A 26,293-nucleotide genomic window follows, 5' to 3' on the forward strand; every position below is an offset into this window, starting at 1 on the left:
GGCGGGCGGAGGTCAGGCGCCGAGCGCCTGCAGGAAGTCGTCGAGCGCCGGGGTGGTGCGGTGGGTGACGCCCACGGCGGCCTCGACCGCCTCGATGGTCTTGTAGCCGTTGCCGGAGATGACGGCGACGACGCGCTCGTCGCGGTCGACGTGCCCCTGCTCGACGAACCGGACCAGGTTGGCGACGGTGACGCCGCCGGCGGTCTCCGCGAACACCCCCTCCGTGCGGGCCAGCAACTGGATGCCGGCGACGATCTCGTCGTCGGGGACGTGCCCCACGACGCCGCCGGTCGCCCGGGCGACCTGCAGGGCGTAGTAGCCGTCCGCCGGGTTGCCGATCGCCAGCGAGCGGGCGATCGTGTCGGGCCGTTGCGGGCGCACGTCGAGGCTCTCACGGGCGAAGGCCTCGGCGATCGGCGAGCAGCCGGTCGCCTGGGCACCCGACATCCGCGGCGTGGGCTGGGCGTCGTCGACCAGTCCGTAGCGGCGCAGTTCACCGAAGGCCTTGTCGATCTTCGTGAACATCGCGCCCGAGGCCAGCGGTGCCACGACGTGGTCGGGCAGCTGCCAGCCGAGCTGTTCGGCGATCTCGTAGCCGATGGACTTCGATCCCTCGGCGTAGAACGCCCGCAGGTTCACGTTGACGAAGCCCCAGCCCTCGCGGTCGGCGACCTCGACACACAGGCGGTTGACGTCGTCGTAGTTGCCCTCGACGGCGACGACGTTGGCGCCGTAGACGGCCGCGCCGACGACCTTGCCGCGTTCGAGGTCGTGCGGAATGAACACGTAGGCGGGCATGCCGGCAGCGGCGGCGTGCGCGGAGACGGAGCCGGCCAGGTTGCCGGTCGAGGCACAGGCGACGGTCTCGATGCCCAGCGCCCGGGCAGCGGAGAGCGCGATGGTGACCACGCGGTCCTTGAAGGAGCCCGACGGGTTGCGGGTGTCGTCCTTGAGCCACAGCTCCCGCAGGCCCAGGTGCGCGGCCAGGCGCGGCGCGGGACGCAGCGGGGTGAAGCCGGTCCCGAGGTCGATGCGGGTGGCCGGGTCGTCGCTCAGCACGGGGAGCAGGTCGCCGTAGCGCCACAGCGAGCGCGGGCCGGCCTCGATCCGTTCCCGGCTCACCCGCGAGGCGAGCAGTGCCTCGTCGTAGGCGACCTCGAGCGGGCCGAAGCACCAGCTGCACACGTGCGAGGAGGCCAGCTCCTCGGGCTCACCGCACTCGCGGCAGCGCAGTCCGGTGACGTTGACGCCGAGGGCGGGGACGCCGGCGGTGTTGGGCGGCACCGCGGTCGCCGTCGGGGAGGGCGGGGTCGTGAGGGTCATCGTCGTCGCCTTGTCTCATCGTTGCCGACCGGGACGTCGCGGTCGCGACGTTCGGGCGGGAGACCGGCGACCGGGTCCCCGACGGGACGGGAAACGGCGACGGCCTCCCCACCGGGGAGGCCGCTGACGACGATTCGTGGACGACGGTGCGTCCTCGCTCATCGACCGCGCCTTCCGGCGGGACCGGGTTTGGCACCTTCCCCGTCCGTGTCTCCACCGACGAAGGGGTTGCCGAGGCGTCAATGGGCCCGAGCCCTCGACCTCTCTGGATGAGCACCAGTGCGACGAGTCTGCCAGTTCGCGTGCGATCGCGCCACTCGGGCGCGATCGCACGCGAACGCGGACGTCAACTCCTCGGACGGTCGCCGCCGGTCGTCGTACCGGGCGCGTCCACGTCCTTCCAGTCCGGGCGCGAGAGGTAGGCGCGGGTCTCGCGGGCGATCAGTCCCGACAGCAGCAGCAGACCGATGAGGTTCGGCAGCGCCATCAATCCGTTCATGATGTCCGAGAAGGTCCAGACCACGTCGAGATCGGCCGTCGCCCCGACGAAGATGACCGCGATGAACACCACCCGGTACGGCACCACGGCCTTGCGTCCGAACAGGAAGTCCATGTTGCGCTCGCCGTAGTACGCCCAGCCGAGCAGCGTGGAGAACGCGAAGAAGGCGACGCTGATCGTCACCAGGATGCTGCCCCACTCACCCGGCAGGCCCTGGGAGAAGGCGGCCGAGGTCATCGTCGCGCCCTCCTCCTCGCCCGTCCACACGCCGGTCACGACCAGCGTCAGCCCGGTGAAGGTGACCACGACGAGGGTGTCGAGGAAGGTCTGGGTCATCGACACCAGCGCCTGCCGCACCGGGTTGGTCGTCTGCGCCGCGGCCGCCGCGATACCGCCGGTGCCCAGGCCCGACTCGTTGGAGAAGATGCCGCGGGCGACACCCATGCGGATCACCGTCAGCAGGGCGGCACCGGCGAACCCACCCGTCGCGGCGGTCCCGGTGAAGGCGTCGGAGAAGATCATGCCCAGCGCACCGGGGATCTCGGCGGCGTTGGCGGCGAGGACCACCGTGGCGGCGACGAGGTAGATCACGGCCATCAGGGGCACGAAGGCGGCCGCGAACCGGCCGATCGACTTGATGCCGCCGATGAGCACGACACCGGCGCCGACCGTCAGCACCAGGCCGGTGATCCACGTCGCCAGCCCGAACTCGTCGAGCATCACGTCGGCGACGGTGTTGGCCTGCGCGCCGTTGCCGATCCCGAAGGCGGCGATGGCGGCGAAGACGGCGAACGCGACGCCGAGCACCTTGCCGAACGAGCCGCCCACCCCGTCGCGCAGGTAGAACATCGGTCCGCCGGACTGCTCTCCGGCGGTGTCGCGACGGCGGTACTTCACGCCGAGGAAGGCCTCGGCGTACTTGGTGGCCATGCCGACCAGACCGGTCAGCCACATCCAGAACAGCGCGCCCGGACCACCGATGCCGATGGCGGTCGCGACGCCGGCGATGTTGCCGACGCCGACGGTCGCGGCCAGCGCCGTGGCCAGCGCCTGGTAGTGGGTGACGTCACCCTCACCGCCGACCTCCTTGCGCTTCACGAGCGCCAGCCACAGCGAGTAGGTGAGCTTGTGGAACTGCACCCCGCGGAGCACCACGGTGAGATACAGACCCGTCAGCAGCAGCAACGGGATCAGCAGCCACGGACCCCACACGAAGTCGCTGATCGTGCCCAGTGCGTCGGACATGGAGGCACTCCCCTCGGAACACGGTCGACGGCCGGACCACCCCCGGCCAGCGCGGGAACCTAGCCCGGGCCGGCGGATCCATCGCGCAACCCCGCCCGCACGCCCCGGTCGGGTGACACCGGGGCAGCAGCCACGCCACACTGCCCGCCGTCCCCACGCCGCTGCGCCCACCGACCGGGCCGGCCCGACCACAGGCCCCGACATGCCCCTGTTCGAGCAACTCGACGCCGCGTCGACGCCGATGGGCCCGATCTCGCTGCGCCGTCGGCGCGAACTGACGCTCGACGTCGACGTGTTCGAGGTCAAGCTCGGTGACGAGTTCCTCATGTCGAGCCTGTTCCCGGTGGCCGAGATCGAACTGGCCCGCCTCGGGCTCGGCGCGGTCGAGGGTCGGCGACTCGACGTCGTGGTCGGCGGCCTCGGCCTGGGGTACACGGCACGCACCGTGCTGGAGGACGAGCGGGTCGCGTCACTGACGGTCGTCGAGGCGCTGCCGCAGGTCGTGTCGTGGCACGAACGGCAGCTGCTGCCCGAGGTCGCCGGCCTCGCGTCGGACCCGCGCACCCGGCTGCTCACCGCCGATTTCTTCGCGCTGGTCCGCGACGCCGCCGGCTTCGCCCCGGGTCGACCCGAGGACCGCGTCGACGCGGTCCTGCTCGACATCGACCACACGCCGCGTCACGTCCTGCACCCGAGCCACGCCAGCTTCTATGCGCGTGACGGCCTCCGGCAGCTGCTCCGGTCGCTGCGCCCGGGCGGCGTCTTCGCCCTGTGGTCCGACGACCCGCCCGACGAGCCGTTCCTCGCCGATCTCCGCGCGGTCTTCGACGACGCCACGGCCGAGGTGGTCGACTTCCCCAACCCGCTCATCGGTGGGCGGTCGGCCAACACGGTGTACGTGGCGCGGGTCGGCGACGGGCGCTGAGCACGCCGTCCGTGCGCTGACCCACCGCGGGTGGCCAACCGCCGCGCGTGTCACACGTGTCGGCCATACTTGGCCTCCCCGCGTCAGAAAGGCGGCCCACGCATGCTCGACGACCGACGGCGTCGTGTCCTGGTGGTCGACGACGAGCCCGACGTCCTGTTGCTGTGCCGGGTGAACCTCGAGTTCGAGGGCTACGAGGTGATCGAGGCCACCGACGGCGAGGCCGCGCTGACGGCCGTGCGCGCGCACCAGCCCGACGTGGTCCTGCTCGACGTCATGCTCCCCCGGCGTGACGGCTGGCAGGTCCTGCAGGCACTGAAGTCGGACCCGGACCTGCGCGAGATCCCTGTGGTCATGCTGACGGCCAAGGTCCAGGATGCCGACCAGCTGCGGGGCTGGGCCCACGGGGCCGCGGACTACATCACCAAGCCCTTCTCTCCGCTGGCGCTGTCCCAGGTGCTGCAGGACGTCCTGGCCACCGATCCCGTCGAGGAGGAACGGCGGCGGCGGCTGATCATGGAGAAGCTCGAGCTCCTGCGCAACGACTGACGCGTTCCCGGACCCGTCCGGCAGGGCCCGACCTGCGGCGGCCCGACACGCGACGCTGCTGGACGGGCGACCAACATCTGCTTGCGCGGCGGAGCGGACGGCCGACGTCTCCGGACGTGGACCCGCCGGGTCCGGCAGGAGCCGCCGTCCGTGCGCACGCTGGGCAGGAACCGTTCGACCGCCGACACCGAGACCGCCCTGGCCGCGCTGCTGCGCCGGTCCCGGCCGTTGCTCGACGCGCTCGGCACCAACGTCTTCGTCGCGGACCTCGAGCTGGTCATCGTCCACGCCAACCGCCGGGCCGAGCAGACCCTGCGCGCGATCGAGCCCCAGCTGCGCGCCCAGTTCGGTATCGCCGCCGCCGACATCGTCGGCGGCTCGATCCACCGTTTCCACCGGGACCCGCGACGTGTCGAGCGCATCCTGCACCGCGAACCGGGGTTCCGCCTCCCCCACGACGCGACCTTCCGCTTCGGCGAGGTGAGCCTGCAGACCCGCATCGATGCACTGGTGGCGCCCGACGGGCAGCAGCTCGGTTACGTCGTCGCCTGGGAGGACGTCTCGGAACTGCGCCGCTCCAACGAGTCCGTCGCCGCGCTCGGTGATCACCTCGACACCGCGGCCTCCGCGGTCGAGGAACTGTCCGCATCGGTGGCGCAGATCGCCGGCACGGCCGAGCTCGCCACGGCCATCACCACCCGAGGGGTCACGGAAGCCGACCACAGCCAGCAGGCCGTCCTCGCACTCGGCGCCGCCAGCGAAGGCATCCGCGACGTCGTGCGGACGATCGCTTCCATCGCCGAACAGACCAACCTGTTGGCGCTCAACGCCACCATCGAGGCCGCGCGAGCCGGCGAGGCCGGCAAGGGCTTCGCCGTCGTCGCGGGTGAGGTGAAGCAGCTGGCCCGGGACACCGCCGACGCGACCGAGGACGTCAGCGGCCGTATCGCCGCCATCGGCGAACGCGTCGAGGAGGTCGTTGCCGCCCTCACGGCCGTCGTCGGGGTCCTCGAGGAGATCGACCAGACCCAGACGCAGGTGTCGGGCGCAGCCGCCGAACAACGCTGCGCCACCGACCAGCTCGCGCGCACCATCAACGACGCGGCCACGTCCAGCCGCCTGGCGATCGAACGCGCCGCTCGTGGCTGAGCAGTGCGGTCCCCGTCCCGGCGCGCACGCCGCCGAGCGGCGCGGTCAGGCGCGGTCGGCGCCGACCACGACATGGACCGCCACCGACTCGGAGAGGCTCCCGGGCTGTGGGCGGACGTCGCCGGCGCCGATGGCGGCCGCGACCTGTCGCGCCGCGGCCTCGTTGCCGCTCGTCCACAGCACGGTCGTCACCGAGTAGTCGAGCGCGATGTTCTCCGCGACGATGTCGTAGCCCTGGCCCCGCAGCGTCTGTGCAACGCCCTGCGCGGCGGCGCCACCATCGGCCTTGTACCCGTCGAGCACCTGGACCGTGACGTTCCCGGGGGCGATCGCCGGTTCCGGCTCGGGCTCGGGCTCGGGCTCCGGCTCGGGTTCCGGCTCCGGCTCGGGCTCCGGCTCGGGCTCCGGCTCGGGTTCCGGCTCGGGTTCCGGCTCCGGCTCGGGTTCCGGCTCGGGCTCGGGTTCCGGCTCGGGCTCGGGTTCCGGCTCGGGCTCGGGTTCCGGCTCGGGCTCGGGTTCCGGCTCGGGCTCGGGTTCCGGCTCGGGCTCGGGCTCGGGTTCCGGATCGGGTTCCGGCTCGGGCTCGGGCTCGGGTTCCGGCACCTCGACCAGGTCACCGGCGGCGAGCTGTTCCCCCGGGTCGCGCTGACGCTCACCGACGAAGGCGAAGGCCCCCGCGGTGATCACGACGACCACCAGCGCGGCAGCGGCCCGCTTGCCCACGGCCACGCCGAGCCGTTCGCTGCCCGTGCTGCCCGGCGTCGTCACGGTCGCCTCCTCTAGCGGGCGTCGGCGCCCGAACGCTTCGCGGCCCGCTGCCGCTGACGCGCGGAGCGGAGCCGACGCAGCCGCTTGACCAGCATCGGATCGTATGCCAGTGCCGCATCGTCGTCGATCACGGTGTTGAGCAGTTGGTAGTAGTCGGTCGGGGCCAACGTGAACCGTTCCCGGACCGCCTGCTCCTTGGCGCCGGCGTACCGCCACCACTCACGTTCGAAGTCGAGGATCTGCCGGGCGCGCTCGTCGATCCCCGGGTCGGGGTCGACGGCGACGACGTCCTGCGGGTCGGCGCTCACGGCGGCTCCTGGTCGGACAGCGGATCGGTCGACGGACATTGGACGGCAGATCGGACGGCAGATCGGACGAGAAGGGGATCGGACGATCGACGCAGTGTCCCGTCAGGGTCGCAGACGAACCACAGGCCTGCAACTACGCCGTGGTGACCCGTCGGGCAGCGCGCATCGACGCCCGTGACGGCCGGCTACGGTGGGGCCCCGTGCCGGGTTAGCTCAGCTGGCCAGAGCAGCGCTCTTGTAAAGCGAAGGTCGCGGGTTCGAATCCCGCACCCGGCTCCAACGACGTCCCTCCATGTGTTGCCCCGCACCGTGGGCCGTCGCCGTCAGACGCGTGGCGAGCCGGGCGCCACCGTCGCCGGGTCACCGTCGGGGTCCGCCGCACCGAGCAGGTGTCGGGCGTGCCAGTCGAGCACCACCTCGAAGCGCTCGATGCGGTGCTTCGGGCTGCCACTGCGCGACAGCTCGTGGGTCTCGTCCGGGAAACGCACCATCTCGGTGGTCACGCCCGCCCGCTTGAGCGCGACGAAGTACTGCTCGCCCTGCTCGATCGGGCAGCGGTGGTCCGCCTCGCTGTGCAGCACCAGGGTCGGGGCGGTGACCGACGACGCCGTGCCGACCGGACTCGCCGCCCGGTGGGCCTCGACCCCGTCGGGCAGGGAGGCGGACAGGAACATGCGGTCGAAGTACGGACCGATGTCGGAGGTGCCGGAGAACGACTCCCACTGCAGCAGACCGCGCTCGACGATCGCCGAGCGGTAGCGGTCCGAGCGGGCGAGCAGCCGGGCGGTCGCGTACCCGCCGTAGGAGCCGCCCATGATCCCGATCCGGTCCGGGTCGGCCTGCGGGAAGCGCTCCAGGGTCGCGTCGACCAGCGCCTCGAGGTCGAGGGTGTCGACCGAGCCGTGGTCGGTCCACGCACCGACGACCGCCCGTGCCCAGTCCGCACCACGCCCCGACGAACCCCGGGGGTTGGACCCGACCGCCAGGTAGCCGGCACCGGCCTCGACCTGGAACTCGTCGAAGAAGTAGTCGCCGTACTGCGAGGTCGGTCCACCGTGGATGTTGATCAACAGCGGCACCGTGCCGGGCGCCGCCTCGTCGAACCCGTCGGGAAGCACCGCCCACGCATCGATCTCGGCATCCTCGCGGACGAAGGTGAACCGCTGCGTGGGCAGGATCCGGGACCGGGCACGGAAGCCGGGCGTCAGGTCGGTGAGGTTGCGCTCGCGCCCGTCGTGCGACCACACCAGCTCACCCGGGGTCGCCGGGTCGGTCACGGTGAACACCAGGGCGGACGCGTCCCGGCGCACGCCGAAGCCGGTGACGCTGCGCCGTCCGCCGACGACGTCGCGCACCGACGGTGGCGTGTCGCCGTCCGGGTCCCAGCCGTCGAGGTCGACGTGCACCACCTTGGTGGTCCCACGGTCCTCGAGCGCGAGGTGGAAACCACCGGCGACGAACTGCGGACCGACGGTGCTGGTACCGGGCGCCCCCGGCAGTACGTCACGGTCGAGGGAGGCGAGCAGTTCGACCGGCGCGAACGGATACGCGCCGTCGTCGGTGGGCCGGCACCAGAACACGTCGTGGGTGCCGGGCCAGTCGAACGGATCGACGTGGCCGAGCGCGAACAGGCGCCCGTCGGGCGACCAACCGACCCACGACCACGCCCCTGGGGCGAGCAGCGGCCGGACGTCGCCCGTGTCCAGGTCCAGTTCGAAGACCTGCACGTGCGGGTCGAGTTCGTCGCCGTCCTCGGGGCGCGCGACGAAGGCGATCGCCCGCCCGTCGGGACGCCAGGCCGGCTCCCGGTGGTCGCGCGCGACGGTGGTGAGCTGACGGGGCGGCTCGGTGCCGTCACGATCGACGAGCCAGAGGTGGACCGTGCGGTCGTGGACCCATCCTCCCGCATCGGTGCGGTAGGGCAGGCGGGTGATGCGCTTGGGCCGGCGACGTCGCTCGTCGTCGTCGAGGTCGGCCACCTCGTCGACCCAACGGGCGGCCACCAGCACGAGCTGCCGACCGTCGGGCGACCACGCGAAGTCCGACACGCCCAGCGGCAGTTCGGTGCGGCGCTGTGCCTCACCACCGTCGGCGGGCATCAGCACCAGTTGCGGCCGCTCGCCCTCCTCGACCCCGGTACGCAGGAAGGCCAGGCACGACCCGTCCGGCGACCAGCGCGGCAGCGAGTCGCTGGGGCCGTGGGTGAAGCGACGCGTGCGCACCCCGTCGAACAGGTGGATGGTGCGCAGCGTCCGGTCGTCCTCCACGTCCAGCTCGCTGAGCACGAAGGCGACCCGCCGTCCGTCGGGGTGCAGCTGTGGGTCGCTGGGCAGCACCAGGTGCTGCAGGTCCTGCGGGCGCACGGGCGGCTCCTGATGCCGGTGGACGAGAGCGAGGCCCGACCGTACCCGTGCCCCGGCCCGGTACGGCGGCCGCACACGCCGCTCACCCGCGGTGGCGCAGCACCTCGTAGAGCGCGACCGCGGCCGCCACCGAGGCGTTGAGCGAGCCGACGGCACCCCGCATCGGCAGGTGCACGAGCTCGTCGCAGGTCTCGCCGGCGAGCCGGGACAGGCCCCGGCCCTCGGCCCCGACGACCAGCACCAACGGGTCGCCGAGCAGACGGCTGTCGGCCATCGCCGTCGGCGCCTCGCCGTCGAGCCCGACCGCCCAGACCCCCTCGCCCTGGAGCGCCCGGATGGTGCGCACGAGGTTGGTGACCTGCACGACCGGCAGGTGGGCGAGCGCACCTGCCGCCGCCTTCTCGGCCGTGGTCGTCACCGACGCCGCCCGCCGCTCGGGCACCAGCAGGCCGTGGGCCCCGACGGCGTCGGCGGAACGGGCGATGGAGCCGAGGTTGTGCGGATCGGTGACCGAGTCCAGGGCGACCAGCAGCAGCGGCTCGTCCGCCGCACGGCGGCGGGCGTCGTCGAGCGTCGCGTAGGGGAAGGGCGGGGCCAGGGCGAGCACGCCCTGGTGCACCAGGCCCTCGGCCCGCTCGTCGATGCGGTGGCGCTCGACCTCCTCGACCGGGACACCGGCGGTGCGGGCCAACGCGAGGATCTCGTCGAGCACGGCGGAGGCGTCGCGGGTGTCGGCGACCAGCAGCCGGCGCACGGCTGCCCCGGCCCGCAGCAGCTCACGGACCGGGTGCAGTCCGGCGACCAGGCGCTCGTCGCGGTGCTCCCGCCCGGCCGGGCGCGGGCCTCGCCCGGTATTCCGGCCACGGCGGTTGCCGGCGGGCGGTCGCGGACTCATCAGCTCCTCCGCACGCTGGTCACGAGACGTACCAGCGCGGACCGTCGGGACGGTCCTCGACGACCACGCCGGCTGCGGCGAGCTGGTCACGGATGCGGTCGGCCGTGGCGAAGTCCCGGTCCCCGCGGGCGTTGCGGCGCTGGTCGAGCAGCTGCTCGACGAGCGGGGCGAGCTGGCGCTCCAGGCCCGCCGCGTCGGCGAGTGCCGCCTCCAGACCGAGCGCGAACACGCCGTCGCCCAGCGTGACCAGGGCCTCGGCGAGCGACGCGACCTGCGCACGGGCGGTCTCGTCGCCCCGCTCGGCAGCGGGGAGGCGCTCGTTGCCGGTCGAGACCAGCTCGTGCAACGCCGCCACGGCCTGCGGGGCGTTGAGATCGTCGTCCATCGCGGCCGTGAAGGCGTCGAGGTGCGGCCGTGCCGCCTGCTCGTCGGCGGACACGTCGTCGGCGGCCCGCCGCGCCGAGCGCAGGAACGTGGTGAGCCGCTGGTGCGACGCGGCGGCGTCACGCAACCGCTCGGTGTCGAAGGTGAGCGGGCTGCGGTGGTGGGCGGACAGGTACCACAGTCGCAGGGGGCCGACGCCCCACTCCTCGACGGCGTCGTGCAGCGAGACCACGTTGCCGATCGACTTCGACATCTTCTCCTCGCCCATGCGCACCATGCCGTTGTGCACCCAGTGGCGGGCGAAGACGCCGCCGTGGGCGGCCTCGTGCTGGGCGATCTCGTTCTCGTGGTGCGGGAACACCAGGTCGAGTCCACCACAGTGGATGTCGAAGCCGCTGCCGAGGTGCCGGACCGCCATCGCCGAGCACTCGATGTGCCAGCCCGGACGGCCGTCGCCCCATGGCGAGGGCCACGACGGCTCCCCCGGCTTGGCCGACTTCCACATCGCGAAGTCGAGCGGGTCCTCCTTGCGGTCGGCGCCGACGACGTCGTCGCCCTGCTGCATGTCGTCGATCGGCCGCCGCGAGAGCTTGCCGTAGCCCTCGAAGGAACGCACCCGGAAGAACACGTCACCATCGACCGCGTAGGCCTTGTCCTGGTCGATCAGCTCCTGGATCAGGGCGTGCATCTCGAGCAGGTGGGCGGTCGCCAGCGGCTGCACGTCGGGGGCGAGCACGTCCAACGCGTCCATGGTGCGGTTCCACGCCCGCGTGTAGCGGGTGGCGACGACGGCGGGGTCGACCTTCTCGCGACGGGCGCGCAGGATGATCTTGTCGTCGATGTCGGTGACGTTCTGCACGAACGTCACCTCGTTGCCGGCATGGCGCAGGTGCCGACGCAGGACGTCGGTGACGACCGCCAGGCGCCCGTGTCCGACGTGTGCGTCGGCCTGCACGGTCGGGCCGCACACGTAGACCGACACGCGTCCGGCGTCCCGCGGCTCGAAGGGGACCTTCTCGCGGCGCAGGGTGTCGTAGAGGACCAGGGACAACGTCGTCGACCACCGGATCGGGAGTGTGGTGGGAAGCGGCGGGCAGCACAGGCCGGCTCCGCAGCAGGCGCAGTCTAGAGGCCGCGTTCACCCCTCGTCGGCGGCCACGCCCGGCACGCGTCGGCGGCCCCGCCCGCAGGCGTCGGCGGCCGCTCAGGCCTCGTCGGCGGCGACCACCAGGACCGAGGCGTAGGCCGCGATGCCCTCGCCCCGGCCGAGGAAGCCGAGCCGATCGGTGGTGGTGAACTTCACCGACACCGCGTCGAGCTCGACGCCGATCACCGCGGCCAGCCGCGCCTGCATCGCGTCGCGGTGTGGTGCCAGGCGTGGCCGCTGCGCGACGACCGTGAGATCGAGGTTCCCGGTCCGCCAGCCCCGCTCGGCGAGCGCGGCGACCACCGTCGCGAGCAGGCCGGTGGAGTCGGCGCCGGCGGTGTCGGGACGGTCGACGCCGAACCACGCCCCGAGGTCCCCCAGCGCCAGGGCACCGAGCAGCGCGTCGGCGGTGGCGTGGGCGGCCACGTCGGCGTCGGAGTGGCCGGCCAGGCCGACGGCGTCGGGGATGGTCACCCCGCCGAGCACCAACGGACGGTCCGGGTCGTCGGCGAAGGGGTGGACGTCGACGCCGCTGCCGATGCGGATCGGCGGCGTCACTGGGGGCCTGCTCGCAGCAGCGCCTCGGCCACGACCAGGTCGGCCGGGAACGTGACCTTCATCGCGGCGAAGGCTCCCGGGGTCACGACCACCCGGCCCGGCAACCGCCCCTGTGTCACCAGCGCCTCGACGAGCGCGAGATCGTCGGTCGCACGCGCACCGGTGGCGTGCGCGGCGGCCAGCGCGGCACGGTCGAAGGCCTGCGGGGTCTGGACGGCGACGAGGCCCTCACGCGCGACGGTCGCCACGACCTCGCTCCCCACGACACGTTTGAGCGTGTCGCTCACCGGCACTCCGGGCGCGGCCGCCACGACGTCACCGGTGACCGCCGCCGCGACCTGTCGGATCACGTCCGCGGGCACCAGTGCGCGCGCCGCGTCGTGCACCAGCACCACCTCGACGTCCTCGGGCAGGACGGCCAGTCCGGCCGCGACGCTGGCGGTGCGGTCCTCGCCGCCCGCGACGAGCGCCGCCACGGTGAGCCCGGCCAGCGCACGACGGAACGCGGCCTGCTCGCCGGGGGCGCACACCACGACCGGCGGCGGCAGACCCGCGGCCGCCAGTCCGGCAACCGCATGGTGCACCAGCGGGCGGCCAGCGAGTTCAACCAGGGCCTTGGGGCGGTCGTGCCCGAGCCGCTCACCGCGGCCGGCCGCGACGACGACGACGCCGAACGTCACGCCGCATCCGCTCCCGACTGGCAACGACCGTGGCCGGTGCGGCCACCGGCCACGGTCAACAACCTCAGACCTGGGACTCGGCCAGGACCTTCTCGACCAGTTCCTCGGCCTTGGCCTCGTCCTTCTTGATGGCCACGGCGAGCTCCGAGAGCAGGATCTGCTTCGCCTTGGTCAGCATGCGCTTCTCGCCCGCGGACAGACCCTTGTCCTTCTCGCGCGTGGCGAGGTTCCGCACGACCTCGGCGACCTGGTAGATGTCGCCGGAGCGCAACTTCTCGTAGTTGGCCTTGAAACGCCGCGACCAGTTGCCGGCGGCCTTGCCCTCGGGCTCGCGCAGGACGTCGAGGACCTGCTCGACCTCCTTCTTGGAGACCACGGAGCGGATGCCGACCTCTTCGCACGAGTCGGCAGGCACCATCAGCGTCAGGTCCCCGTAGGTCAGCCGCAGCACGAGGTACTCGCGGGCCTCGCCCTTGAGTTCACGAGCTTCCTTCCGCTCGATGACCGCTGCGCCGTGGTGGGGATAGATGACGGTGTCGCCGACGCTGTAGGCCATGAGTGGCAGCTCCTCGGTTCGTCCAACAAGTCGAACGGCCGCGCGCACGGACCGGGGCGGCAGGAGGGCGCGCAGGCTGGACGGGCACCCGGAGTTTCGAGCGTGCCGACCCACACGGTTCCCGGTTGCAGCCTCCGCGGTCGGCACGTGCAGTGCGAACGTGTAGAGGGACCCTACCACACGGCCGGGGGCGGCCTCAACAGGCCTCTGGTGCATCCGTGCTGGTCAGCGGCTGATTACGCCGGCGTAACTCGTCGTTTCCGGCCGAACGGCCACCACCGTTCGGACGCCCGCGCGGGCGGCGGCGGGGTCAGACGTAGCGCTCCAGCAGGCTCGCCTCCGCCAGTCGCCGCAGGCCGTCCTGGATGGTCCGCGCGCGGGACTCACCGACACCCTCGACCTCGTCGAGCTCCGCGATCGAGGCCTCCATGATGCGTGGCAGGTTCCCGAAGCGGTCGACCAGTCGCTCGACCACCCGGGGGGGCAGCCGCGGGATCCGCGAGAGCAACCGGTAGCCACGGGGAGTCACCGGCCGGTCGAGCTCCTCCTCGTCGTAGGCGAGGATCGACGCCACCAACTCGCTGTCGAGCAGGTCGTCGGTCGACAACGCCGCGACGTCGTCGAGGACCCGCGGCAGCTTGCGCCGACGGTCCGCGAGGTAGTCGCGCACGACCAGTTCGCGGTCGTCGGCGACCGAGGCGACCAGCTCGTCGAGCTGCAACTGGATGAGCCGGCCCTCGGAGCCGAGCTCGACCACGTGGTCCTCGACCTCGAGTGCGATGCGGCGCAGCATCTCGGCGCGCTGCAGGGTGAGCACCACGTCGCGCACCGTGACCGCGTCCTCGACCTCGCGGGCCGCCAGGGTGGCCGACACCTCGTCGAGGCGGGCGCGGTAGCGCTCCAGCGTGGACAGGGCCTGGTTGGCGCGGAACAGCAGCGCCGAGACCTCCTCCACCGTGTGGCGTCGGTCGCCGTAGTAGAGGGTGACCATGCCCATCGACTCGGACACCGCGATCACCGGCTGGCCGGTCTGCCGGGCGGTCCGCTCCGCTGAGCGGTGCCGGGTACCGGTCTCCGAGGTCTCGATCGCGGGGTCGGGCACGAGGTGCACGTTGGCCCGCAGGACCCGTTGGGCGTCGCCGTCGAGCACGAGCGCGCCGTCCATCTTGGCCAGCTCGGCCACCCGCTGGCTGGTCGCGCCGATGTCGATCACGAAGCCGCCCGACACGACCGCCTCGATCTCCGGCGTCCAGCCGATCACGATCAGGGCGCCGCGTCCGGCGCGGATCACGCGCTCGATGCCCTCACGCAGTGGCGAGCCCGGTGCCAGCATGGCGAGGACGCTTCGCAGCCCCTCGTCACGCATCGGTTCGGGCACCGCACGTCCTTCCGTCGTTCCTCTGCGGCGTTCGGGAACGCCGACGGCCGCCTCGCCCGGACGCGACACCACCTCGATGGCACACCCGCACGAACGTCCTGACGGGTATGCGCGGCCGCCGCGCAGACTACTGGAACGGCGCGCGTTCGTGGTCAGCGGATGCGGACCGGTCGATCATGGCCCGTCGCTGCCGGCGTCGCCGAGCCAGTCGCGCAGTCGCCCCGGGGCCGCGTCGGCGTCATGGGTCGCGACCTCGAGGGCCACGTCGCGGACCTGCCGCAGGAAGTCGGCGTGGCCACCGCGCGACGGGTCCTCGAAGGTGTCGAGCGCGTGCGCCAGGACCAGGATCGCCGTGCGCCCGTCGGGCTTGACCCGCAGGACCCGGCCCAACCGCTGGACCAGCTGTCGGCGGGTGCGGAAGTTGGCGAGCACCAGCGCGACGTCGGCGTCGGGGACGTCCACCCCTTCGTCGAGGACACGCGGCGCGACCAGCGCGTCGATCCGGCCCCGCCGGAACTGCGCCAAACGGATCCGTCGCTTGTCCCCGGGCAGCTCCCCGTGCAGCGTCTCGGCGTGTACGCCGCGCCGGGTCAGCTCGGCGGCGGCGGCATCGGCCTGGTCGACGGTGTCGGTGAACACCAGCGACCTTCGACCGGCCAGTCCGGGTGCGGCGGCGGCGCACAGCCGCAGTTTGCCGACGCAGGCCGCGGCGACCTCGCGACGCTCGCGCACCCGGACGAGGTACTCCCGACAGGCGCGCACCTGCGGGCCGTCCGAGCGGGCCGTCTCCGCCTCGGCGACGACGGCCGACACGGCGGCGAAGAGCTTGCGGGGGTCCTTGGGCATCCCCAGCCCGCCGACGAGCTCGCGGTGGAGCTGACGTGCTCGGGCGTCGGCGCGGTCGTAGGCCTCGCGCTCCGCAGGTTCGAGACGCACACCGGCCAGAGCGATCCGGAACGGGGCGACCGTGCCGTCGGCCACCGCGCGGTCGTAGCCGTAGCGGTGCACGACCGCGCCGAAGTAGGGCGCGAGCACGTCGGCCACGCCGTCGTCGTTGCGCTCGTAGGTGGCCGTGAGGGCCAGTCGCAGGGAGAACGCGTCGGCCAGCGCCGCCCCCCAGGTGGGCGCGCCGTAGCGGTGGGCCTCGTCGGCGACGAGCAGGCCCAGCTGACCGGGTGGCGGTTCGAGCGGCACGCTCGCCGCGGAGTGGGGCGTGGCCACGACGACGTCGCGCTCGAACAGGTCGTCGCGGTGCCCCCCGCCGAGCCGCCCGATCCGCAGGTCGGGTGCGGCCGCCCGCAGTTCGCGCACCCACTGGTCCTGCAGTTCCAGCGTCGGCGCGAGCACCAGCGCACGGCCCCCACGGTCCACGACCAGCCGGATCGCGGCCATCGCCAGCCGGGTCTTGCCGGTACCGGTGACGGCCTCCACCACCCCACGGCCGGTCGCGGACCAGGCCGCCAGGGCCTCGGCCTGCCAGTCGCGCAGCGCCAGCAGGTCGAGCCGGGCGCGGGTGTCGGTCGCCACGTCCCGTCCCGCGTCGGTGTGCAGTGACCACCGCGGCTTGAGCGGGTCGTCGTCGGAGACGAACCGGCCGTCGGCCGCCAGGACCTGCTCGATCATCCGACGTGGCAGCCGTGGCCCGTCGTCGCGCAACTCACGCACCAGCACCGGCACGGTGCGGGCACGGCCGTCGGACAGCCGCGCGACGATGCGAGCGGCGAGGTCCACCTCAGTGCGGCAGCGAGAGCTGGCCGTCGACGTACTCGGCCAGCCCTTCGGCCACGAGCGTGTCGGCGATGCGCTGCGCGCGGTCGGGGTCCTCGGGCCACCCGGCGACGTCGGCCAGCCGCCCGCGCTCCAGCGGCCCGGTGCGCAGGGCCTGTACCAGCCGTCCGCGTCCCTGCCGGTCCGAGCCCTCGAAGCGGGCCTGCGGCGTGGAGACGCCGGCGCTGCCCACCGCCGGGTCCGGTTCGGCAAGTCCGGCGGAGAACCAGGCGCACGCGGGTTGCAGGGGACAACGCTCGCACCGCGGCGAGCGCTTGGTGCAGACCGTGGCGCCGAGGTCGAGCATGGCCTGGTTCCAGGCCCACGCCGCACCGGCCGGCACCTGCGCGTCCGCCAGCGCCTGCGCCTCCCGGGGCCCGAGACGTCGTCCGGCCACGGCCCGCGCGAGGACCCGGGCCGCGTTGGTGTCGACGACCCCATGGTCGCGCTCGAACGCGAACGCGAGCACCGCCCGGGCGGTGTAGGGGCCGACGCCGGGCAGGGCGAGCAGTGCCTCGAGGTCGTCGGGGAGCCGACCGCCGTACTCGTCGACGATCACCACGGCCGCGCGGTGCAGGTTCAGCGCGCGCCGGTTGTAGCCCAGGCCGTCCCAGCGTCGGACGACCTCGCCAGGAGCCGCGTCGGCGCACGCCTGCGGCGTCGGGAAGCGGTCGAGGAAGTCGCGGTAGCGCGGCAGCACCCGGGCCACCTGCGTCTGTTGGAGCATCAGTTCCGAGACGAGCACCGCCCACGGGTCACGGGTGCGACGCCAGGGCAGGTCACGGCGGGTCTCGGCGCCCCACTGCAGGAGACGGTCCGCGAGGGTCGGGACGCGCACGGGCACAGGGGCCGGCAGGAGCGAGGACACGACGGAGCGGGCCTTGGTCGGGTTGCGGCGAGCGCGCGACGGTACCGGTCCCGCCGCGGCCATGGCCATGGGTCCGGCACGACGACGGTGGACGACATCCGGACGCAGGAGCGCCGCCACGCCGGCCCGGCGGTGGGTGTCGGACGGGTGCCGGTGACCGCTGGGCGGGTGGACGACGTGCAGGCCTCGACGCGCACACGACGTCGCCCGGTGCGGCACGGTCGCCCCTCCCGGCACAGAGAGGCAGCCAGTGAGCACCGTCGAGCAGTCCATCGACGTCGAGGTCCCGGTCCGGACCGCCTACGACCAGTGGACGCAGTTCGAGAGCTTCCCGAAGTTCATGGAGGACGTGGAACGCATCGACCAGGTCGACGACACGACCACGCACTGGGTCGTCAACGTCGCGGGCAACGAACGGGAGTGGGACGCCGACATCACCGAGCAGGAGCCCGACCAGCGGGTGGCCTGGCAAGCCCGTGGCGAGACCAAGCACGCGGGCGTGGTGACCTTCCACCGCATCGACGAGGGTCGCACCCGCGTCATGGTGCAGATGGACGTCGAGCCGAACGACTGGGCCGAGAAGCTCGGCGACGCCGTCGGTGCCTACGACCGCATCGTCCGGCGCGACCTCGAGAACTTCAAGGGCTTCATCGAGCAGCGCGGCGTCGAGACCGGCGCGTGGCGCGGCGAGGTCGACCAGGACCCGACCTCCTGACGCAGCCCGCGACGCAGCGTACGAACGAGCAACGGCGACCCCGACGGGGTCGCCGTTGTTCCGCCGCGCACGGCGCTCGGCTCAGACCGGGGTGACGAAGACCAGCTTGGCGTCATCGGCCGGCAACTCGACCTCGTGCCCGTCGGTGCGCAGGCGGACGACGTCCGGCGACCGCTCGACCGCGACCTGCGCCCCGGTCCACATCCCGTGCTCGCGCAGCTGTGACACCACGTCGTGGTCGCTCTGCAGCCGCTCGGAGATGTAGCTGATCGTGACCTCGGCGGCGTCGATCGAGGCAAGACTGACCGGCTCGTGGTCGCCCGGCGTGGCACCCGGGATCGGGTTGCCGTAGGGCGAGGTGGTCGGGTTGCCGAGGAACTCGAGCAGCTTGGCCTCGACCCGGTCGGAGATGACGTGCTCCCAACGGCACGCCTCCTCGTGGACGTGCTCGTGGTCGAGTCCGAGCACGTCGACCAGCAGCCGCTCGGCCAGGCGGTGCTTGCGCATCACGTGCTCGGCGCGCTCGCGCCCCTGCTCGGTGAGCTCGATGTGCCGGTCGGGCTGGAGCACGACCAGTCCGGACTGCTCGAGCCGGGACACGCCCTCGGAGACCGCCGGGGCCGACAGGCCGAGCCGCTCGGACAGGCGCGCCCGCAGTGCCGGCACCCCCTCCTCCTCGAGCTCGAGGACCGTGCGCAGGTACATCTCGACGGCTTCGCTCGGCTGATGGCTCACGCTTCGTCTCCTGCGTCCCTGCGGGAGATCGAGGGTACCCGTCGCGCACCACGCCGACCGGCGTCGCTGTCCGTGGTGTCCGCCGGAACACGTCGAGGGCGGGCCGGTTCGGCCCGCCCTCGAGGTGTGCGGCTTCGTGTCAGCCGGAAGCGCTCACTCGTCCTGCTCGCCGTCGCGGTCGCGGTCGCCACCGGCGAGCTCGACCGGGGGGACGTCCGGCGCGGACGGGGAGTCCACGGCCCGGAAGGCGACGGCGTCGTTCTCCTGGTCGACGTCGGCGACGATCAACTGCCCGGCGGTGAACTCGCCGTACAGCATGCGCTCGGAGAGCTTGTCCTCGAGCTCGCGCTGGATCGTGCGACGCAGCGGTCGGGCACCCAGCTGCGGGTCGTAGCCCTTCTCCGCGAGCCAGCCCTTGAGGGCGTCGGTCAGCTCGAGGTCGAGGTCGCGGGCACGCAGCTGTGTCTTCACCCGGGTGATCATCAGGTCGACGATCTCCTTGACCTCCTCGCGGGTCAGGGGGTGGAAGACGATCGTCTCGTCGATGCGGTTGAGGAACTCGGGACGGAAGTGCTTCTTGAGCTCCTCGTCCACCTGCCGCTTCATCTTCTCGTACATCGAGTCGTCGTCGGCCTGGACGAACCCGACCGCCGGCGCGGTGAGGTTCTTGGTGCCGAGGTTCGACGTCATGATCAGGATGGTGTTCTTGAAGTCCACCGTCCGACCCTGCGCGTCGGTCAGACGCCCGTCCTCGAGGATCTGCAGCAACGTGTTGAAGACGTCCGGGTGGGCCTTCTCGACCTCGTCGAACAGCACCACCGAGAACGGCTTGCGGCGCACCTGCTCGGTGAGCTGACCACCCTCGTCGTAGCCGACGTAGCCGGGCGGCGAGCCGATGAGCCGGCTGACCGTGTGCTTCTCCATGTACTCGGACATGTCGAGGTGGATCAGCGCGTTCTCGTCGCCGAAGAGGTAGGCCGCGAGCGTCTTGGCGAGCTCGGTCTTCCCGACGCCCGAGGGGCCGAGGAAGATGAACGAGCCGGCGGGGCGCTTGGGGTCCTTGAGGCCCGCACGGGTGCGGCGGATCGCCTTGGACACGGCCTCGATCGACTGGTGCTGACCGATGACCCGCTCGTGGAGGTGGTCCTCCATGTGCAGCAGCTTCTCGGTCTCCTCCTGCGTGAGCTTGAAGACCGGGATGCCCGTCCAGGTCGCCAGGACCTCGGCGATGACCTCCTCGTCCACGGTGAGCACGGTGTCCATGCCCTCGGAGCGCCACTCGTCCTCACGGGCGGTGCGACGCTCGATGAGCTTCTTCTCCTCGTCACGCAGTGCCGCGGCGCGCTCGAAGTCCTGCGCGTCGATGGCGTCCTCCTTGGCCTTGCGGGCCCGCTCGATCTCCGAGTCGAGGTCCGCGAGGTCCGGCGGGGTCGTCATCGAGCGGATGCGCAGGCGCGAGCCGGCCTCGTCGATGAGGTCGATCGCCTTGTCCGGCAGGTAACGGTCGGAGATGTAGCGGTCGGCGAGCTCCGCCGCGGCCACCAACGCCTCGTCGGTGATGGTGACGCGGTGGTGCGCCTCGTAGCGGTCGCGCAGCCCCTTGAGGATCTCGATGGAGTGCTCCATCGAGGGCTCCTCGACCTTGACCGGCTGGAACCGACGCTCGAGGGCGGCGTCCTTCTCCAGGTGCTTGCGGTACTCGTCGAGCGTGGTGGCACCGACGGTCTGGATCTCGCCGCGGGCCAGCATCGGCTTGAGGATCGACGCGGCGTCGATGGCGCCCTCGGCGGCACCGGCACCGACCAGGGTGTGGATCTCGTCGATGAACAGGATGATGTCGCCGCGGGAGGTGATCTCCTTGAGCACCTTCTTCAGGCGCTCCTCGAAGTCACCGCGGTAGCGCGAGCCGGCGACCAGTGCACCCAGGTCGAGGGTGTAGAGGTGCTTGTCGCGCAGGGTCTCGGGCACCTCGCCGGCGATGATGCGCTGCGCGAGGCCCTCGACGATGGCGGTCTTGCCCACGCCGGGCTCGCCGATGAGCACCGGGTTGTTCTTGGTGCGGCGCGACAGGACCTGCATGACGCGCTCGATCTCGCGCGCACGACCGATGACCGGGTCGAGTTCGCCGTCCCGGGCGGCCTGGGTCAGGTTGCGCCCGAACTGGTCGAGGATGGTCGATCCCTCACGCGACCCCTCGCGCGAGCCCTCGCCGACGCCGGCGCCGGCCTTGCCCTGCTCACCGCCGGCGTAGCCGGACAGCAGCTGGATCACCTGCTGGCGCACGCGGTTGAGGTCGGCGCCGAGCTTCTGCAGCACCTGCGCGGCGACGCCCTCGCCCTCGCGGATCAGACCGAGGAGGATGTGCTCGGTGCCGATGTAGTTGTGGCCGAGCTGCAGCGCCTCGCGCAGGGACAGCTCGAGCACCTTCTTGGCGCGCGGGGTGAACGGGATGTGGCCCGCGGGGGCGGTCTGGCCGCGACCGATGATCTCCGTCACCTGGTTGCGGACGGCCTCCAGCGAGATGCTCATCGACTCGAGCGCCTTGGCGGCGACACCCTCACCCTCGTGGATGAGGCCGAGCAGGATGTGCTCGGTGCCGATGTAGTTGTGGTTGAGCATCCTCGCTTCTTCCTGCGCGAGGACGACCACCCGTCGGGCTCGGTCGGTGAACCGCTCGAACATAGGACTGACTCCCACGTCGGGCCGTGGGCATCCTCCGGATGAGGAGCCTTGTGGCCCGGACGATCGTAACGGAAGCTCGAAAGCTGACCCTCGGTGTACGTCACGTCCGTAGGGGACGGACGTCGGCCTGAGTGATGGCGGCGCAAGGAATCGGCGCCGGACCGCCCGCGCACGCCCGGCCGACGGAATGCCGGTCAGCAGTACCGGACCGGGCGGGACGCGACCCGGGGGTGACCGCACCACCCCGGGTGGGGGAACAACGCACGCCCGCCGCTGTACCTTCCGCCTCGCTCACGGCAGCGGCACACGCGAACGCTCTGGGCGAGAGGCGCACGCGGCCGTGGCCGGCCGCCGCCACCGGTTCCGGTGGCGTGTCGGTCACCGCCGTAGCCTCCGCCACGACATGCCTGTGCTCCCCCGCCGCCCTGCCATGCCCTGCCGTCGACGAGGCCTGCGCCCCCGACACGCCATCAGGGCCCTGGTCGCGTTGTCACTGCTGGGCCTCGGCGCCGGGTGCGCCAGCGCCCCCACGACCGAGCCGGCCTCCGGCACGACCGGGGACCTCGCCGCCGGCGCGGAGCAACTGGCCGGACTGCTGGAACGCGACGCCGCCTGTGAGGCCATCGAGCAGGCCCGGACGTTGGCGACGCAGGCGCGCGACGGGTTCGCCGCCGGCGACGTGCCCGAGGACGTGGTCTCCCGCTTCGAGTACGTCGCCGACCAGGTGGTCGACGACCTCACCTGTGAGTCCACGGTCGCCGACGGTGGGGCCTCGGAGGGCACCCCGGGGACGACCGTCTCCGACGTCACGACCGTCGACGACGGAGCGGAGCCGGAGCAGGCCAGTGGTGACGAGGGCGCGACGGGCTGAGTGACCGGCCACCGTTGCCGCCCCCGGCCGGTCACGGCACGGCGTCCCCGGTGCGCAGGTGGACCCGTTCGCCGTGGGCGCCGAGGATCGCGATCAGCTCGACCGGTTCGTCGACGACGCCGAACCAGTGGGGGGTGAGCGTGGAGAACTCCACCGCCTCCCCGGGCTCGATGACGAGGTCGTCGTCCCCGAGCAGCAGCCGTAGACGGCCACCGAGCACGTACATCCAGTCGTGCCCCTCGTGCACCGGCAGTGGATCGGGTGGCGTGTGGCGCTCGGCCTCGACCCGGAACTTGTAGGCCTGCAGCCCGCCGGCCGGCCCGCGGTGCGTGAGCGGCCAGGACGTGATGCCGTCGTGGCGCTGCGGGCCACGCCGCACCCGCGGGTCGGGCGTGCGCGTCGGCCCGAGGAGGTCGTCGACACGGACCCCGAGCGCCGCGGCGAGTCCCGGCAGGTGGTCGATCGCGAGACGACGCTTGCCCGACTCGAGCCGGCTGAGCGTGGACACGTCGAGGTTCGCCGCGCTGGCCACCTGCTGGAGGGTCAGGCCCCGCTCGGCCCGCAGCCCACGCAGCCGGTCGCGGACCCGCTGGTCGAGCGACGGCTCGGCGCTCGCCGACGTCGGAGGTTCCCCGGACATCCACCACACCCCTGGACGAGCTTTGCCGGTTCAGCAAACGATGTTGCGGGACGGTCCGCCGCCCGTCAACCTCGGACTCCCGCGCCGACCTCACCGGAGCCCGTCATGCGACCCGAACCCGCTCGATCCCCTGCCGAGGCCGACGTCGTGGTCGTCGGTGGCGGCCCCGCCGGCCTGTCCGCCGCCCTGGTCCTCGGACGGTCACGGCGCGCCGTGACCGTCGTCGACACCGGCGAGCCCCGCAACGCCCCGGCCGACGGCGTCCACGCCTTCCTCACCCGCGACGGACTCGCCCCCGCCGAGTTCGTCGCGATCGCCCGCGACGAGGTGAGCCGCTACGGCGTCGAGCACCGCTCCGCCCGGGCGGTGGCGCTGCGTCGCCGCGGCGAGCGGTTCGCGGTCGAGCTGGACACCGGCGCCGTGCTCCTCGCGCGCCGGCTGGTGGTGACGACCGGCCTCGTCGACGAGCTGCCCGACGTCCCGGGTCTGCTGGAGCGCTGGGGCCGCGACGTGGTGCACTGCCCCTACTGCCACGGATGGGAGGTCCGCGACCGCCGCATCGGCGTGCTCGCCACCTCTCCGCTGTCGCTGCACCAGGCGGGACTGTTCCGGCAGTTGAGCGACACGGTGGTCTTCCTGCCCCACACCTCGCCCTCTCCCGCCCCCGACGACGCCGCGACCCTCGCCGCCCGGGGCATCGAGGTCGTCGAGGGCGAGGTCGTCGAGGTGGAGCACGCCGACGACACGCTCACGGGCGTCCGACTGGCCGACGGTCGCCGCGTCGCGCTCGAGGCACTGGCGGTCGGTCCCCGGTTCGTGGGCCGTTCCCAGCTGCTCGACGACCTCGGGGTACCGACGCTCGAGCACCCCTCGGGCACCGGCCTGCACGTGCCGGCCGACCCGATGGGCGCCACCGAGGTGCCCGGCGTGTGGGTGGCCGGCAACCTCACCGACCCCTCCGCGCAGGTGATCGCGGCCGCCGCGCAGGGGACCCGGGTCGGTGCCGCCGTCAACGCCGACCTGGTCGCCGAGGACACCCGACGCGCCCGGGCCGCCGCGGCCTGACCGCGAGGCGTCGCGGCCCGACCGCGAGGCGTCGCGGCCCGACCGCGAGGCGTCGTGCGGGTCAGGCCCACTTCTCGGGGACGGCCCCCGGCCGGTAGCCGTCGACGTGGGCGAAGACCTCGTCCACGGCGGCGGCCACGGCGTAGAGCGCCCGGTAGGCCTCGGCCGCGAACGACGTCGCGAACAGTTCCTCGAAGAACGCGAGCAGCGGGTCGTAGAACCCGTCGAGGTTCAGCAGCACGATCGGCCGGTCGTGGTAGCCGAGCTGCTTGAGCGTGAGCACCTCGAGCAGTTCCTCGAGCGTGCCGAACCCGCCGGGCAGCGCCACGAACGCGTCCGCGCGGGCGATCATCTGCTGCTTGCGCTCGCTCATGCCGTCCGTCACCAGCAGCTCGTCGCAGGCCTCGTCGCCGATCCCCCGCTCGTACATCCTGCGGGGCAGCACGCCGGTCACGTGCCCGCCCGCCTCGCGGACCGCCGCCGCCAGCACGCCCATCACCCCGACGTCGGTGCCGCCGTAGACGAGCGCGTCGCCACGCTCCCCGAGGCGGCGACCGAACGCCCGGGCCGCCGCCGGGTAGCGCGGGTCGATGGCGTCCGAGGACGACGTGTAGACCGTGAACGTCGTCAACCGCCGCTCCGTGCGTGCCCGGTGGGGACCACCGTCGTGCTCACGCCTGCTGCTCGGGACGCAGCGTCGGGAACAGGATGACGTCGCGGATGTTGGCGACGTCCGCGAGCAGCATCACCAGTCGGTCGACGCCGATGCCGAGCCCGCCGATCGGCGGCATGCCGAGCTCCATCGCGCGCAGGTAGGACTCGTCGACCGCCATCGCCTCGTCGTCGCCCGCGGCCTTCGCCCGCGCCTGCGCCTCGAACCGGCCGCGCTGGTCGTCCGGGTCGGTCAGCTCCGAGAACGCGTTGGCGTGCTCGCGACCGACCAGGATCAGCTCGAAGCGTTCGGTCACCTGCGGGTCGTCGCGGTGCCGGCGCGCGAGCGGCGACACCTCGACCGGGTAGTCGATCACGAAGGTGGGATCCCACAGGGTGTGCTCGACCAGCGCCTCGTACAGCTCCAGCAGCAACTTGCCGGGGCCCCAGGCGTCCTCGGTGTGCACGTCGTGGTCGGCGCACAGCGTCTGCAGCTCGTCCACCGGCGTGTCGTAGGACAGCTCGTCGCGACCAGTCGCCTCGCGGGTGAGCTCCAGCAGCGTGGCTCGCCGGAAGGGCCTCGCGAGCGAGACCTCGCGGCCCTGGTAGGTCAGCTCCAGCGTCCCGAGTGCCTCCTGTGCCGCCCGGCGGAACAGCGCCTCGGTCAGGTCCATGACGTCGGCGTAGTCGGCGTAGGCCTCGTACGACTCGAGCATGGTGAACTCGGGGTTGTGCCGGGTGGACATCCCCTCGTTGCGGAAGCTGCGGTTGATCTCGTAGACGCGCCGCATCCCACCGGCGACCAGCCGCTTGAGGTACAGCTCCGGGGCGATGCGCAGGTACAGGTCGACGTCCAACGCGTTGTGGTGGGTCACGAACGGCTTCGCCGTCGCACCGCCCGGGACCGGGTGGAGCATCGGCGTCTCCACCTCGACGTACTCGCGCTCGTCGAGCTCCGCACGCAGGGCCCTGAACACCTTCGCGCGGATCGCGAAGACCCGTCGGGCGTCGGCGTTGACCACCAGGTCGAGCTCCCGCTGGCGGAAGCGGGCCTCGGTGTCGGACAACCCGTACCACGTCGAGGGCAGCGGCCGCAGCCCCTTGCCGAGCAGCGTCAGCGTCGACGGCTTGACCGACAGCTCGCCGGTCTTGGTCGCCAGGACCTCACCGGTCGCGCCGATCCAGTCACCGACGTCGAGCAGCTCGATCAGCTCCCGCGAGGGCTCGTCGAGTGCCTTGACCGGGCAGAACAGTTGCAGGTCGGCTCCCTCCTCGCGCAGGACGAGGAAGCGGAGCCGGCCCATCGAACGCTTGGCGACGACGCGGCCCGCGACCGTCACCTGGTCACCGGTCTCGGTCCCCGGCTCGAGGTCCGGGTAGCGGTCACGGACCTGCGCCACCGTCGCCGACGGCGAGAACCGCACCGGGTACGGCTCGACGCCGGCCTCGCGCAACTGGCCGACCTTGGCCCGTCGGCTCGCGACGATCTCGTCGAGCTTCGACTCGCTCGTGGACGTCGTGTCGTCGGACGTCGCGTCGTCGGGGTGCTGGGCGTCGGTCACGGCGGTCTCT

The 26,293-nt window shown here is 72.5% G+C and carries 24 protein-coding genes, 1 tRNA gene and 1 riboswitch; of the genes, 7 read left to right on the top strand and 18 right to left on the bottom strand.

Annotation, left to right across the window (positions count from 1 at the left end; all coding sequences use genetic code 11):
* Positions 1–12: 12 nt before the first annotated feature.
* A complete protein-coding gene (thrC, locus tag ELR47_RS17550; protein WP_130651052.1) occupies positions 13–1,323 on the bottom strand; it encodes a threonine synthase in 1,311 nt (436 codons plus the stop codon).
* 155 nt (positions 1,324–1,478) lie between these two features.
* A riboswitch (SAM riboswitch) is annotated at positions 1,479–1,599 on the bottom strand.
* A 70-nt stretch (positions 1,600–1,669) separates the two neighbouring features.
* Entirely contained in the window at positions 1,670–3,067 is a 1,398-nt protein-coding gene (locus tag ELR47_RS17555; protein WP_130651053.1) for an alanine/glycine:cation symporter family protein, read from the bottom strand.
* Between the two features lie 202 nt (positions 3,068–3,269).
* Between ELR47_RS17555 and ELR47_RS17560 the strand changes: the two genes are divergently transcribed.
* The 3 genes from ELR47_RS17560 to ELR47_RS19220 all read left to right on the top strand — a co-directional run bounded on the left by ELR47_RS17560 (position 3,270) and on the right by ELR47_RS19220 (position 5,690).
* Entirely contained in the window at positions 3,270–3,992 is a 723-nt protein-coding gene (locus ELR47_RS17560) for a spermidine synthase (protein WP_130651054.1), read from the top strand.
* 102 nt (positions 3,993–4,094) lie between these two features.
* On the top strand, positions 4,095–4,541 hold the full coding sequence (locus ELR47_RS17565) for a response regulator (protein ID WP_130651055.1): 447 nt from the start codon (positions 4,095–4,097) through the stop codon (positions 4,539–4,541).
* A gap of 150 nt (positions 4,542–4,691) precedes the next feature.
* On the top strand, positions 4,692–5,690 hold the full coding sequence (locus ELR47_RS19220; protein ID WP_165404175.1) for a methyl-accepting chemotaxis protein: 999 nt from the start codon (positions 4,692–4,694) through the stop codon (positions 5,688–5,690).
* Positions 5,691–5,735: 45 nt separating this feature from the next.
* Here the strand turns inward: ELR47_RS19220 and ELR47_RS17575 are convergent, their stop codons facing one another.
* Both ELR47_RS17575 and ELR47_RS17580 read right to left on the bottom strand, forming a co-directional pair.
* The gene (locus tag ELR47_RS17575; protein ID WP_130651057.1) at positions 5,736–6,458 is read right to left on the bottom strand and encodes a LytR C-terminal domain-containing protein; all 723 of its coding nucleotides are present in this window, start codon (positions 6,456–6,458) and stop codon (positions 5,736–5,738) included.
* An 11-nt stretch (positions 6,459–6,469) separates the two neighbouring features.
* Positions 6,470–6,766, bottom strand: coding sequence for a DUF3263 domain-containing protein (locus ELR47_RS17580; protein ID WP_229730638.1), 297 nt, complete (start codon positions 6,764–6,766; stop codon positions 6,470–6,472).
* 202 nt (positions 6,767–6,968) lie between these two features.
* Here ELR47_RS17580 and ELR47_RS17585 point away from each other — a divergent pair.
* A tRNA-Thr gene (locus ELR47_RS17585) sits at positions 6,969–7,045 on the top strand.
* Positions 7,046–7,089: 44 nt separating this feature from the next.
* Here the strand turns inward: ELR47_RS17585 and ELR47_RS17590 are convergent.
* From ELR47_RS17590 to ELR47_RS17630, 9 genes are all read right to left on the bottom strand, one after another.
* On the bottom strand, positions 7,090–9,129 hold the full coding sequence (locus tag ELR47_RS17590) for a S9 family peptidase (protein ID WP_165404176.1): 2,040 nt from the start codon (positions 9,127–9,129) through the stop codon (positions 7,090–7,092).
* A gap of 82 nt (positions 9,130–9,211) precedes the next feature.
* Entirely contained in the window at positions 9,212–10,024 is an 813-nt protein-coding gene (gene rlmB / locus ELR47_RS17595; RefSeq protein WP_130651060.1) for a 23S rRNA (guanosine(2251)-2'-O)-methyltransferase RlmB, read from the bottom strand.
* Positions 10,025–10,043: 19 nt separating this feature from the next.
* On the bottom strand, positions 10,044–11,459 hold the full coding sequence (cysS, locus tag ELR47_RS17600) for a cysteine--tRNA ligase (RefSeq protein ID WP_130651061.1): 1,416 nt from the start codon (positions 11,457–11,459) through the stop codon (positions 10,044–10,046).
* A gap of 153 nt (positions 11,460–11,612) precedes the next feature.
* Positions 11,613–12,113, bottom strand: a complete 501-nt coding sequence (ispF, locus tag ELR47_RS17605) for a 2-C-methyl-D-erythritol 2,4-cyclodiphosphate synthase (RefSeq protein WP_240730369.1) — start codon at positions 12,111–12,113, stop codon at positions 11,613–11,615.
* Complete coding sequence (gene ispD / locus ELR47_RS17610; RefSeq protein ID WP_130651062.1) at positions 12,110–12,793, bottom strand: 2-C-methyl-D-erythritol 4-phosphate cytidylyltransferase; 684 nt, start codon at positions 12,791–12,793, stop codon at positions 12,110–12,112. The genes ispF and ispD overlap by 4 nt, the downstream gene beginning before the upstream one ends.
* Before the next feature lie 64 nt (positions 12,794–12,857).
* Entirely contained in the window at positions 12,858–13,349 is a 492-nt protein-coding gene (locus ELR47_RS17615; RefSeq protein ID WP_130651063.1) for a CarD family transcriptional regulator, read from the bottom strand.
* 310 nt (positions 13,350–13,659) lie between these two features.
* Positions 13,660–14,715, bottom strand: coding sequence for a DNA integrity scanning diadenylate cyclase DisA (gene disA / locus ELR47_RS17620; RefSeq protein ID WP_130651487.1), 1,056 nt, complete (start codon positions 14,713–14,715; stop codon positions 13,660–13,662).
* Between the two features lie 186 nt (positions 14,716–14,901).
* A complete protein-coding gene (locus ELR47_RS17625; RefSeq protein ID WP_130651064.1) occupies positions 14,902–16,458 on the bottom strand; it encodes a DEAD/DEAH box helicase in 1,557 nt (518 codons plus the stop codon).
* Position 16,459: 1 nt separating this feature from the next.
* Positions 16,460–17,362 (bottom strand): HhH-GPD family protein, encoded by a 903-nt coding sequence (locus ELR47_RS17630; protein ID WP_205745351.1) that lies wholly within the window; start codon positions 17,360–17,362, stop codon positions 16,460–16,462.
* A 250-nt stretch (positions 17,363–17,612) separates the two neighbouring features.
* On the opposite strand from ELR47_RS17630, the gene ELR47_RS17635 reads away from it, so the two are divergent.
* Positions 17,613–18,077 (top strand): SRPBCC family protein, encoded by a 465-nt coding sequence (locus ELR47_RS17635; protein ID WP_130651066.1) that lies wholly within the window; start codon positions 17,613–17,615, stop codon positions 18,075–18,077.
* A gap of 81 nt (positions 18,078–18,158) precedes the next feature.
* Here the strand turns inward: ELR47_RS17635 and ELR47_RS17640 are convergent, their stop codons facing one another.
* Positions 18,159–18,812, bottom strand: coding sequence for a metal-dependent transcriptional regulator (locus ELR47_RS17640; RefSeq protein ID WP_229730634.1), 654 nt, complete (start codon positions 18,810–18,812; stop codon positions 18,159–18,161).
* 153 nt (positions 18,813–18,965) lie between these two features.
* The gene (locus ELR47_RS17645; protein WP_130651489.1) at positions 18,966–21,494 is read right to left on the bottom strand and encodes an ATP-dependent Clp protease ATP-binding subunit; all 2,529 of its coding nucleotides are present in this window, start codon (positions 21,492–21,494) and stop codon (positions 18,966–18,968) included.
* A gap of 487 nt (positions 21,495–21,981) precedes the next feature.
* Here ELR47_RS17645 and ELR47_RS17650 point away from each other — a divergent pair, with 487 nt between their 5' ends.
* Positions 21,982–22,365, top strand: coding sequence for a hypothetical protein (locus ELR47_RS17650; RefSeq protein ID WP_130651067.1), 384 nt, complete (start codon positions 21,982–21,984; stop codon positions 22,363–22,365).
* Between the two features lie 31 nt (positions 22,366–22,396).
* Here the strand turns inward: ELR47_RS17650 and ELR47_RS17655 are convergent, their stop codons facing one another.
* Positions 22,397–23,005: a helix-turn-helix domain-containing protein gene (locus tag ELR47_RS17655; protein ID WP_130651068.1), complete on the bottom strand. Its 609-nt coding sequence runs from the start codon at positions 23,003–23,005 to the stop codon at positions 22,397–22,399.
* 105 nt (positions 23,006–23,110) lie between these two features.
* Between ELR47_RS17655 and ELR47_RS17660 the strand changes: the two genes are divergently transcribed.
* Complete coding sequence (locus ELR47_RS17660; RefSeq protein WP_130651069.1) at positions 23,111–24,070, top strand: NAD(P)/FAD-dependent oxidoreductase; 960 nt, start codon at positions 23,111–23,113, stop codon at positions 24,068–24,070.
* Between the two features lie 61 nt (positions 24,071–24,131).
* On the opposite strand, the gene ELR47_RS17665 is transcribed toward ELR47_RS17660, so the two are convergent.
* Both ELR47_RS17665 and lysS read right to left on the bottom strand, forming a co-directional pair.
* The gene (locus tag ELR47_RS17665) at positions 24,132–24,701 is read right to left on the bottom strand and encodes an LOG family protein (RefSeq protein WP_130651070.1); all 570 of its coding nucleotides are present in this window, start codon (positions 24,699–24,701) and stop codon (positions 24,132–24,134) included.
* Between the two features lie 40 nt (positions 24,702–24,741).
* Positions 24,742–26,283 carry a lysine--tRNA ligase gene (gene lysS, locus ELR47_RS17670; RefSeq protein ID WP_130651071.1) on the bottom strand — a complete coding sequence of 514 codons (1,542 nt, stop codon included), beginning with the start codon at positions 26,281–26,283 and terminating at the stop codon, positions 24,742–24,744.
* Positions 26,284–26,293 lie beyond the last annotated feature (10 nt).

Origin of the sequence: Egicoccus halophilus (assembly GCF_004300825.1) — a bacterium.
Taxonomy (GTDB): domain Bacteria; phylum Actinomycetota; class Nitriliruptoria; order Nitriliruptorales; family Nitriliruptoraceae; genus Egicoccus; species Egicoccus halophilus.